This window comes from Terrisporobacter mayombei, assembly GCF_020748465.1.
In the GTDB taxonomy this organism is placed as follows: Bacteria; Bacillota; Clostridia; order Peptostreptococcales; family Peptostreptococcaceae; genus Terrisporobacter; species Terrisporobacter mayombei.
On the sequence record NZ_JAHZMP010000002.1, the window covers coordinates 47,701 to 58,648 of the forward strand.

A 10,948-nucleotide genomic window follows, 5' to 3' on the forward strand; every position below is an offset into this window, starting at 1 on the left:
GGGTAATTTAAATGAAAAAATTTTTAACACTAACTTTATCTTTACTTTTACTTTTTACTGCAGTAGCTTGTAGTAATAAAACTACAGCACCAACTAAAACCAATACAGGAACTAAAACAGAAACTAAAACAGAAACTACAGATAAAGCAACTGACAAAACTTATGTAAACAATTATACAGGACTATACGACAAAAGTGTGGGAACGTTAACTGACTATAACATGTATACTGATGTTAATACAGTAACTAACACATATAAAAATAAAAAATATCCTGGTAACGAACAATATTTAAATGAAGTAAAAGCTGCTTACAAAGATAGTAAAGAAAAAATTCGAGCTTTTGTAGATGGATTAAAAAAGGATGTAAAAACTGAAGATCCTGAATTAAAGAAAATGAATGAAAGTTTAATAGCTGAAGGCGAAAAATCAATAAAAGATATAGATGCTAAAATAGCAAAATTAGATAAAATATCTAAATCAGATTACAATAAACCACAAGATGAATTTATTAAATTAGTAGATGATACAGTGAGAGCTGGAGAAAATGTTACTAATAATTTTGTTAAAATGTTAAAAGATGTGGATACAAAATTAGGTATTACTAGAAATACTAAATAATAAAAAAATTATTTATAAAAATAAAATAAATGATTGACATGCAAAAAGAAAATGATTAACATTTATAACATAATAAAAATTAAAAAGACTCTTATCAAGAGAGGTGGAGGGACTGGCCCTATGAAACCCGGCAACCAGTACATTTGTACATGGTGCTAAATCCTGCAACTATTTTTAGTTGAAAGATGAGTATAAATTAGTTATTTAGCCTAAGTTTATACTTAGGCTTTTTTTAATACTATTTTTAGACAAAATTAAGAGACTTTTAAGGGGGGAATAATATGATACAAATATGTGAAGTAAATAAGTATTATGGAAAAACAAAAGTTTTAAATGATATTAATATGCATATAAAAGAAGGCGAGATATTTGGAATAATAGGCCATAGTGGAGCAGGTAAATCCACATTACTAAGATGCATAAATAGACTAGAAACTTATGAGGATGGAAGTATAACAGTACAAGGCAGAGAAGTGAAAAATTTAGATGAAAGAGAACTTAGATTTTTAAGAAAAGATTTGGGAATGATATTTCAACACTTTTCATTATTAGAGAGAAAAACAGTATTTGAAAATGTGGCTCTACCACTAGAATGCTTTAAATATTCAAAAAATGAAATAAATAAAAGAGTAGATGAACTTTTGTCATTGGTAGGAATTCAAGGTAAGAAAAATATGAAACCTAGGAACCTAAGTGGAGGTCAAAAGCAAAGAGTTGCAATAGCAAGAGCTTTAGCACTAAACCCAAAAGTACTTTTATGTGACGAAGCAACTTCAGCTCTAGATCCAAACACAACAAAATCCATATTAGGCTTACTACAAGATATAAATAAAAAGCTTAATATAACAATAATTATGGTTACTCACCAAATGGAAGTAATAAAACAAATTTGCTCTAGAGTGGCTATTATGGAAAATGGAGAAGTGTTAGAGATAGGAGATACAGAAGAATTATTTTTACAAAATTCTAAAAACCTACAAAAATTAGTGGGAGAAGATGATATTGTACTGCCAAAGGGAACTAATATAAGAATAATCTTCCCAAAAGAAATCTCTAATGATTCCATAATAACTTCTATGGCAAGGGATTTGGATATAAACTTCTCTATTATATGTGGAAAGTTAGAAAAATATAGAGAAGATATACTTGGATCATTAATTATAAATGTGGACAATGATAATAGAGAAAATATAAAAGATTATCTAAATTACAAAAAAGTTAGATGGGAGGAGATTATAAATGAATAAAACTAGCTTATATACTTATTTAACTGAAATACTTGGAGATGCTTTACTTCAAACATTATACATGATAATTGTGCCTACTATAGTAGCAACAATTTTAGGATTTATAATGGCAATAATTTTAGTGGTTACTAAGCCAAAAGGGCTTAAGCCAAATAAAGTCGTATACAGTATTCTGGGATTTATAGTGAATATGGTTAGAAGTTTTCCATTTATTATTTTACTAATAGCATTAATTCCTTTCACTAGATTTATTGTTGGAACGTCTATTGGAGAAACAGCAGCTATAGTTCCTATTACCATAGGTGCTGCGCCATTTATTGCTAGAGTAATTGAAAATGCATTAAACGAGGTAGATGAAGGGCTGATAGAAGCTGCAAAATCTTTTGGGGCTACAAACTTACAAATAATATTTAAAGTAATGATAAAAGAAGCAATGCCGTCAATAGTATCTGGAATTACTTTATCCATAATTTCCATATTGGGTTGTACGGCTATGGCAGGAACTGTAGGAGCAGGAGGTCTTGGAAAAGTTGCCATAGTGTATGGGCATCAAAGATTTGATACTTCAGTTATGATATATGTTGTAATCACACTTATTATAATGGTACAGCTAATACAAAGTGCAGGAGACTATGCATATAAAAAACTAAAATAAAATGTATTAACATTTTATGTCGCCAACGATGTGATTTTGAGCCACGTGTGGGCGGATTATTTTTCTATCACTTCAGAAAAATGCGTTGCGAACAATGATATAAAACCAAATTAAAGTAGAAGATTAATTATCTTTTAAAATAAAAAATTATACATACAAGGGGGATTTTAAAATGAAATTAAAAAAATTATTAGGATTAACATTATTAGGAATTATAAGTGCATCATTATTTGTAGGATGCTCAAATTCTAGTAAAGAGGAAGATAAAACTATAAAGGTGGGAGCGTCACCAACACCACATACAGAAATTTTAGAGGTTGTAAAACCACTATTAAAAGAAAAAGGATATGAATTAGAGGTAATACAATTTGATGATTATGTACTTCCAAATACATCTTTATCAGAGGGAGAACTGGATGCAAACTACTTCCAACATGTTCCTTACCTAGAACAAATGAACAAAGAAAAAGATCTAAAATTAACTTATACAGCTAAGGTTCATATAGAGCCAATGGGAATTTATTCTAAAAAACATGATAAGTTAGATAACTTAAAAAATGGGGCAAAAATATCTGTACCAAATGATGCAACAAATGAAGCAAGAGCATTACAACTATTAGCTGATAATGGTATTATAGAAGTCGCTGATAAAGAATTAATAACAGCAAAAGATATAACTAAAAATCTTAAGAATGTGGAAATAGTAGAAGTGGAGGCGGCTCAAGTACCATCGACTTTACAAGATGTAGATTTTGCCGTAATAAATACTAACTTTGCTTTAAATGTTAACTTAAATCCAACTAAAGATGCTTTAGCAATAGAATCTAATGATTCACCATATGCTAACATATTAGCTTGTAGAGAAGATAATAAAGATAGTGAAAAAGTAAAAGCATTAACTGAAGCATTAACAAGTGATGAAGTTAAGTCATTTATAAAAGAAAAATATAAAGGAAGTATAGTTCCAACATTTTAATTTATAATATATAATTTTCAATAAAAAGGAAGGATTTAATATCCTTCTTTTTTAGTTTAAAATAACTAAGTATTTTTTATATAGTCGTTAATAATACCTTCTCTGATTGTAAACTTACTAATGATTATTTTTGAAGATTGTAAATATAATATAAGACTGTTTAAAATAATTAAAGCACCTAAAAGAATGTCACCCCTACTTTTTGATATGCCTGTGGTACTAATTATTTCTTTTAAAGACATACTGCTAATTTTTTTTAAAAGAACTTCTATATCATTATAATTTAATTCATAATTATGAATACTTGACATAACATTATATTCTTTTTGATGAATTCTACCAATAGTTTTTATTGATCCACCAATTACAACTGTAGGCAGATTTTTACACTCATTAATCCATAAAATATTTTTTAATTTATCAAATATATATTCTTTAATTTGGCTTATTTCATCATTGGAAATACCATCTTTAATATGAAATTTATTTGTAATTATTAAAGCACCCATAGGTATACTAACACTTTTTATGAGGATTTTATCTTTTACTAAGCCTATTTCTACACTTCCTCCTCCTATATCTAAGTGAACATAATTATTTGAGTCCTTTGGAATAGAAGAAACATAACCAAAGTAACATTCTTCACTTGGTGATAATATCCTTATGCGTACATCTAAAGAATTAGAAATATGATTTATAATCTCTGTGGAGTTTTTAATTTGTCTAAGGGACTCTGTAGCTACAGCAATTATTTCATCACAATTAAAGTCGTCACAGAATTTTTTAAAAGTAAATATAATTCCAAAGAAGTTTTTCATACCTTCAGAGGATAATTCTTTGTTTTCTCTTCCTACGAAATCAGATAATCTAGTTTGGAATTTCTTATGAAAAATCTCATTATGTAAATTATTATTTATCTCTACGATTATTAATTTTATTGAATTAGAGCCAATATCAATTATTCCTAAAGTTTTCAATTTAATCCCCCCTGTATATGTCTATAAATAAATTATAGTTTAATATAATTACTTCATCAATAATTGAAAAAAATAGAGTTATACTAATATTAATAAAGAGAAAAGCATAAGTGAGGAGGATTTAACTTGGATAAAAAATTTTATAATACAGATGGAATAACTTTAGCTAGAAATCTTTTAAATAAATTTTTAATTAGAGAATATGACGATAAAAAAATTGTAACAAAAATAGTAGAGACAGAAGCTTACATGGGAGCTATTGATAAAGCTGCCCATGCTTATAAAAATAAAAAAAGCACTAGAACTGACCCTCTATACTTAAGTGGAGGACATATTTATGTATATTTAATTTATGGTATGTATAATTGTTTGAATCTCTCAGCTAACAAAGAAAACATACCAGAATGTGTTTTGATTAGAGCAGTTGAGCCCATAAGTGATCTGGATGAAATATCTTATAATAGATTTTCAAAATCTTATGATGAATTGACTAATTATCAAAAAAAGAATTTAACGAATGGCCCAGGCAAACTTTGCAAAGGTTTAAATGTTGACAGAAGTCTAAGTGGGGAAAATATATTTGGAAGTAAACTTTATATAGAAGATAATATAGATAATGATTTCGAAATTGTGGAAGACAAAAGAATTAATATAGATTATGCACAGGAAGATAAAGACAAACCATGGAGATTTTACATTAAAAACAATAAAAATGTTTCTGTTATAAATAAGCAATGATATAATTTAATAGTATTATGAAAAAGGAGGACAGATTATGAAAAAAATAGGCTTTATAGGTGCAGGAAATATGGGAGGGGCAATTTTAGGGGGAATATTAAATTCTAGAATAATTGATAATGACCATATTATTGCTTCTGCCAAAAGTGACAGAACAATTGAAAAAATAAAAAGAGATTATAATGTTAATGTAACTAAAGATTCTAAAGAAGTAGTTGAATTTTCAGATATTATAGTAATAGGTGTAAAGCCAGAAATATATGATGAAATATTAGAAGAAATAAAAGATTTAATATATGATAAGATAATAATAACAATAGCAGCAGGAAAAACTATTGAAGCAATGGAAAAAATTATTGGAGATGATAAAAAAATAGTAAGAACAATGCCAAATACTCCTTCTCTTGTAGGAGAAGGTATGACTTCTTTATCTCCAAATAAAAATATAAGCGAAGAAGAATTAAGTTTTATAAAATCTATATTTGATTCTTTGGGAAAAAGTGAAGTATTAAAAGAAGATTTAATTCATGCAGTAATAGGAGCTAGTGGCTCATCAACTGCTTATGCTTTTATGTTCATAGAAGCAATAGCCGATGGTGCAGTTCGTGCTGGTATGCCAAGAGACAAGGCTTATACATTTGCTGCACAAGGAGTATTAGGAGCTGCAAAAATGGTTTTAGATACAGAGAAACATCCTGGAGAGTTGAAGGATATGGTATGTTCACCAGGAGGAACAACAATAGAGGCTGTAAAAGTACTAGAAGAAGAAAAATTTAGAGGTGCTGTATTAAAAGCTATAGATTCTTGTATTAAGAAAAGTATAGAAATGAGTAAATAATATAAAAAACTCCCATTATAAAATGGGAGTTTTTCTTATGGAAATTTATTGATTTGTATTTTGTGAATCAAAATGTTCTTCATTTTCAGTTTGAACATTTAAAGAATTATCATTAGTATTTTTGTTACTATTTTGAGTATTATCAGTACTTTGGCTATCTTGTTTATTATCAGTACTATCTGCATTATTTTCTACATTGTTGTTAGTAGGTTCTTCTTTTGATGGTGTTTGAGTATTTTCTTCTTTAGATTTTTCACTGTTTGCATTATTACTTACATTATCGCTATTGTTATTTTTATCAGAATCATTATTAAATAAGCCTGTAAACCAGTTAATTATCTTTTGGAAGAAACCGTCAACTTCTTCACTAGAAGGTAATTTTTCAGCAGCTTTGTCTGTAGCATTTATAACTGCATTGCTTCCTAACATATCATCTTTTGTTTCACCAAGTATACCTAAGTCTTTGCTTCCACCAAATAAGTTAGAGAACCAATCTCCTATAGAAGAGAATAAACCTCCTACAGAATCCATTATTCCAGAATTACCAACTTCTTTACCAGCTTCTTTTAAGTTGTCTTGAACAACATCAGAAACATTGTTTAATGTTTGTTTCATTGAATTATAGTCATATTTTTGAGCAGCTATTTTTTCCATTAAATCAGTTATTTGTTTAATTTGAGCATCTGTTAATGTAACATTGTAATTATTAGTTACATTATTAATTATGTCTGCTATTTGAGTAACATCACTTGTACCGTTTTTAATAACTTCTGTTTTTATATCATTAACAACACCAGTTGCTTCATCTTGACCTATTTTATCACCAAGATCTCCCGTAGTTATTAATTCTTCAGAAGCTAATTCTTTTTTATCCTCATCTAATTTTTTACCAGAAGCATCTTCAAAAGCCTTCATAACACCTGTTAAAGCACCAGTACCACTTACAGGGAATACTGCAGCTATTACAGCATTTGCATTAGTCATGCCAGCAGTTGATAAGGTAGATGCCACCATTGAAGAAGTAACCCAAGTTATATTCGCAGTTTTTACATTTATTCCACCACTATTAGTTGGTTCTACATAAGAACAAGAGTATGTTTTAGTTCCAAGTTGTGCTTCTGTGGCAACTCCTCCTAAGTATTCTCTTTCTTCTTTATTATTTACCTCTAATACTTGAACTTCATTTTCCTTTACACCAAAATAACTAAATATCTTTTGTCTTTGCTCAGCTGTATTGTTAACACCTATAGTCACTACTCTAGTACCATCAGCAAAAGAAGGCACAATGCTACTTGCTATTATTGTCATTGCTACTAACAGAGAGCTAACTTTCTTTTTAAATTTCATAATATTTCCTCCTAAAATTCCCACCTAAAATAATTATATTACTCTTTTAAGTAGGTTTATGTAAAGATTTAATATAGAGTAAAAATACTCTGTGAATATAGTATAATATTTAACAATATAATGCGATGACAACATTGTAACTGTGATTACAATTTATATTTAAATCTTTACTAATTATTATTAGATACCTATTAATTATATTATAAAAAAAATTATTTGTGGCTATTTTAAGAAAATTGTAAGATTTATATAGCAAGTTAAAATAAATGAAAATGTAGAATATTTATTTATTATGGTAAAAAGGGTTTCAATTATATAAAGAATAATATATTAAAGGAAGATAATATTTTTAATGTAGAAAATAAATAATTATAAATCAACAGAACACATAATATATTATTAGGGGGGATTGCATGAAGCAGTTAAATTTCCAAGACCAGAACCTGCAAGAAAAAATTTTAAAAAATCTTCTAATTCAAGCAGATGTAAAAAGGAACTTAAGTATTTATAAAATATAATCTATTTGTTCATGATAAAGAATGAAGATGATTGAAAAATCATGAAATGTATTATACTATATAAAGGAAATAAATTATAATAATGTTTCACAATGTTAACTTAAGCATTGAAAGGAGAATAGTAATGTCACAAGAATTAGTTAAAGAAAGAGTTTTAAAATATCTAATAGAAGATTTATTAGTACCTCAAGATATGATAGATACAAATGTATTATTAAGTGAATTTGAAGAAGGTGCTGAAGGAATATTAGACATAGTTGTAAATGTAAAAGATAAAGAAGGATATTTTGCACCAGTATTAATAGTAAGATGTACAGACGATGACGTAGAATTAGAAGGAGATACATTACAAAAGGAAATCGAGTTCTTAGAGTATGTTGATAATATAACAATGGCTGGAAGAATGATACTGACAAATGGAGATCAAATGATGTATGCAGATTGGACAGGAGAAGAATATGATACAGAAGCATCTCTACCTACATATGAACAAATGGAAAGAGAATTCTTAGAATCAGAAGAAAGTTTAGAATTAGAACACCATCACCATGATGGATGCGGATGTGGTCATGACCATCATGAAGAAGGCCACAATTGTGGATGTGGAGATGATTGTGGTTGTAATGATGACCATGACTGTGGTTGTTCAAAATAATTAGAAAAGTTAGGTATAATAATATAATTATTCATAATAAAAAATAGATTTGTAAATATTTTTTATTAACTGTAAAATAGGATATATTTTAATAATTTGTAAAATGAAATAACTTAAATAAAGGTTTTTAGGTTATTATGTTGAATATTTAATGAATTAGAAAATATACAAAGAACATGCATTTTTTCATGGAGTGAAACATACTATAGTTGATATAGACAAAATATGTTTTTACCGATTTTTTTAATGAACAATATGTATAAAGAAGGGGTTAGATTATATGGGGGCTAACAAAGAGCATACTTACGAAAATTATGTTTTTGGAGATTCATCATCTGCATCAAATGCTATGAAAATGTATTTAAAAGAAATTGAAGAATACAAAATGCTAACACCGAATGAAGAAATAGAATTGGCAAAAGAAATAAATGATTCTATTCCTGAGGCAAAAGAAAAATTTATTAATGCCAATTATAGACTAGTTGTCAGTATTGCAAAAAAATACAGAAAAGAAAATGTAGATATGCTAGACTTGATTCAAGCGGGAAATATAGGCTTAATAAAAGCAGTTGAAAAATATGACTACAAAAAAGGCTTTAAGTTTAGTACCTATGCTACTTGGTGGATAAAACAAAGCATCACAAGATATATTGATGATTGCGAAAATACTATAAGAATTCCAGTGCATCTTCATCAAAGAATAAACTACATTAAAAGAAAAAAACAGGAATTGTCTAATGAATTACAAAGAGAGCCGTCATTAGATGAGCTAGCAGAAGTATGCGATATGGAGCCTGATAAAATTCTTGAAATATTAAAAAGAGATAAAAATGTAGTATCTTTAGATACTCCTATTAAAGAGGATGAAGATAGTTCTTTAGTTGAATTTATACCATCAGATGCCAACTTGGACGATGTTGTAATTCATGAAGTGGAGCAAAAGAATCTTAGAGAAAAGATAGATGAACTTCTTACAGGTCTTAATGACCAAGAACAAAGAGTATTAAGAATGAGATTTGGATTAGATGATGATGATCCAAAAACTCTTGAAGAAATAGGAAAAGTATTTGGGGTAACAAGAGAGAGAATTAGACAAATTGAAGCTAAGGCTATTAGGAAGCTGAGACATCCTAGTAGACTTAAGCAACTAAAAAATTTCTATTAAATTTGATTAATATTAAATGGGTGATTATAAATTTGTAATCACCTATTTTTATGTAAAAAATTACTTTTCACAATAATATACGAATGTTATATAGTAAAAATTAGACCTTTTTATTTGATAAAATATATAGCTGCATAGCAGATTTTTTTATTAAGTAATTAAAATAATAATCATCTTCATGATTGTCATCAATATTATAAAGTTTTGTAACATCCATACCAAGCAATAAATTCAACTTATTTATACGATTAAACTGGATACAAACTTTTAACAAGAAATAAACAAGACTTAAGGATAGTAAAGAAAAAATAAAAATAACAGTAGCACTCATAATAAAACCTCCTCATGAAATCTTTTATTAACAAAATTGTACTATACTTATTCCTTACTTTCACCATAAAAAAAACTACATTAATTTTGCAAATATAAAAAAAAAACATGTTAACTTTTAAAATAATACAAGGAAATATAAAATTCTACATGAGAAATTTGTAAATAACCATATTTCTACTATGAAAAAAATTATTTGTTTAATGATATTTAACCTACAAAGTTAAAACAAAGCCTTTTAATTCTCTAATAAATAAATCATTTGCTTTAGAATGGGTAATATTATTAGCAAGAATATAAGAAAAGTTTCTAGTTAAGTTGTAATCTAATGATATAATTTTTAATTCTTTGTTACAAGTTGATGGTAAACTTGATGTAATAGTAACTCCTAGATTATTTTTTACAGCTTCTTTAATAGCATAGTTACTTCCAAAGACCATAATATTTTTAGGGGTGATTTTGGAAGTATTTAAGAACATATCTAAATATTCTCTTGTACCAGATCCCTTTTCTCTACCAATCCAATTATGTTTTTTTATTTATCTAAAGAAAAGTTATCTTCATCAATATCACTATTATATGGCAAAGCGAGAACCATTTTATCCTCATAAAAATATGTTTGATTCAAATTAGGAGAAGAAACCATTCCTTCCACTAGGCCTATGTCCAAAGATATATTTGATAATTTATCACAAATAGACTTTGTATTTTCAATAAGAACTTCAATTTGTATGTTGGGATATTTGGAACAAAACTCTTTTAAAGAATTAGGCAAAATGTATTCTCCTATTGGTAGTGATGCACCAATTATTAAATGTCCTTCTACATTTTGTGTGGTGTTATGTAATTCATCCGTAGTTATATCTAATAAGTTCAATATTT

The 10,948-nt window shown here is 27.6% G+C and carries 13 protein-coding genes and 1 riboswitch; of the genes, 8 read left to right on the forward strand and 5 right to left on the reverse strand.

The features are described 5' to 3' along the window. The first annotated feature begins 11 nt into the window (after positions 1 to 11). The 4 genes from K0039_RS06500 to K0039_RS06515 all read left to right on the forward strand — a co-directional run bounded on the left by K0039_RS06500 (position 12) and on the right by K0039_RS06515 (position 3,498). A complete protein-coding gene (locus tag K0039_RS06500) occupies positions 12 to 620 on the forward strand; it encodes a hypothetical protein (RefSeq protein ID WP_228104247.1) in 609 nt (202 codons plus the stop codon). A gap of 88 nt (positions 621 to 708) precedes the next feature. Then, positions 709 to 812: riboswitch (SAM riboswitch) on the forward strand. Between the two features lie 89 nt (positions 813 to 901). Continuing rightward, entirely contained in the window at positions 902 to 1,867 is a 966-nt protein-coding gene (locus K0039_RS06505; RefSeq protein WP_228104248.1) for a methionine ABC transporter ATP-binding protein, read from the forward strand. Beyond that, entirely contained in the window at positions 1,860 to 2,522 is a 663-nt protein-coding gene (locus tag K0039_RS06510; RefSeq protein WP_228104249.1) for a methionine ABC transporter permease, read from the forward strand. The genes K0039_RS06505 and K0039_RS06510 overlap by 8 nt, the downstream gene beginning before the upstream one ends. A 172-nt stretch (positions 2,523 to 2,694) precedes the next feature. Continuing rightward, a complete protein-coding gene (locus K0039_RS06515) occupies positions 2,695 to 3,498 on the forward strand; it encodes a MetQ/NlpA family ABC transporter substrate-binding protein (protein WP_228104250.1) in 804 nt (267 codons plus the stop codon). 65 nt (positions 3,499 to 3,563) lie between these two features. On the opposite strand, the gene K0039_RS06520 is transcribed toward K0039_RS06515, so the two are convergent. Beyond that, a complete protein-coding gene (locus K0039_RS06520) occupies positions 3,564 to 4,475 on the reverse strand; it encodes a Ppx/GppA phosphatase family protein (protein ID WP_228104251.1) in 912 nt (303 codons plus the stop codon). 126 nt (positions 4,476 to 4,601) lie between these two features. Here K0039_RS06520 and K0039_RS06525 point away from each other — a divergent pair, with 126 nt between their 5' ends. Next, entirely contained in the window at positions 4,602 to 5,213 is a 612-nt protein-coding gene (locus tag K0039_RS06525) for a DNA-3-methyladenine glycosylase (RefSeq protein WP_228104252.1), read from the forward strand. 37 nt (positions 5,214 to 5,250) lie between these two features. Further along, positions 5,251 to 6,051: a pyrroline-5-carboxylate reductase gene (gene proC, locus K0039_RS06530; RefSeq protein WP_228104253.1), complete on the forward strand. Its 801-nt coding sequence runs from the start codon at positions 5,251 to 5,253 to the stop codon at positions 6,049 to 6,051. Positions 6,052 to 6,096: 45 nt separating this feature from the next. On the opposite strand, the gene K0039_RS06535 is transcribed toward proC, so the two are convergent. Further along, on the reverse strand, positions 6,097 to 7,398 hold the full coding sequence (locus K0039_RS06535) for a DUF1002 domain-containing protein (protein WP_228104254.1): 1,302 nt from the start codon (positions 7,396 to 7,398) through the stop codon (positions 6,097 to 6,099). A gap of 642 nt (positions 7,399 to 8,040) precedes the next feature. Between K0039_RS06535 and K0039_RS06540 the strand changes: the two genes are divergently transcribed. Then, complete coding sequence (locus tag K0039_RS06540; protein WP_228104255.1) at positions 8,041 to 8,571, forward strand: type I restriction enzyme HsdR N-terminal domain-containing protein; 531 nt, start codon at positions 8,041 to 8,043, stop codon at positions 8,569 to 8,571. A 280-nt stretch (positions 8,572 to 8,851) separates the two neighbouring features. Then, on the forward strand, positions 8,852 to 9,736 hold the full coding sequence (locus K0039_RS06545; RefSeq protein ID WP_228104256.1) for a sigma-70 family RNA polymerase sigma factor: 885 nt from the start codon (positions 8,852 to 8,854) through the stop codon (positions 9,734 to 9,736). A gap of 100 nt (positions 9,737 to 9,836) precedes the next feature. Here the strand turns inward: K0039_RS06545 and K0039_RS06550 are convergent, their stop codons facing one another. The 3 genes from K0039_RS06550 to K0039_RS22165 form a co-directional block, all read right to left on the reverse strand. Then, a complete protein-coding gene (locus tag K0039_RS06550; protein ID WP_228104257.1) occupies positions 9,837 to 10,067 on the reverse strand; it encodes a hypothetical protein in 231 nt (76 codons plus the stop codon). A gap of 214 nt (positions 10,068 to 10,281) precedes the next feature. Continuing rightward, positions 10,282 to 10,545 (reverse strand): type 2 periplasmic-binding domain-containing protein, encoded by a 264-nt coding sequence (locus K0039_RS22160; RefSeq protein WP_306665643.1) that lies wholly within the window; start codon positions 10,543 to 10,545, stop codon positions 10,282 to 10,284. 56 nt (positions 10,546 to 10,601) lie between these two features. Further along, the gene (locus K0039_RS22165; RefSeq protein WP_306665644.1) at positions 10,602 to 10,943 is read right to left on the reverse strand and encodes a LysR substrate-binding domain-containing protein; all 342 of its coding nucleotides are present in this window, start codon (positions 10,941 to 10,943) and stop codon (positions 10,602 to 10,604) included. Between the last annotated feature and the right edge of the window lie 5 nt (positions 10,944 to 10,948).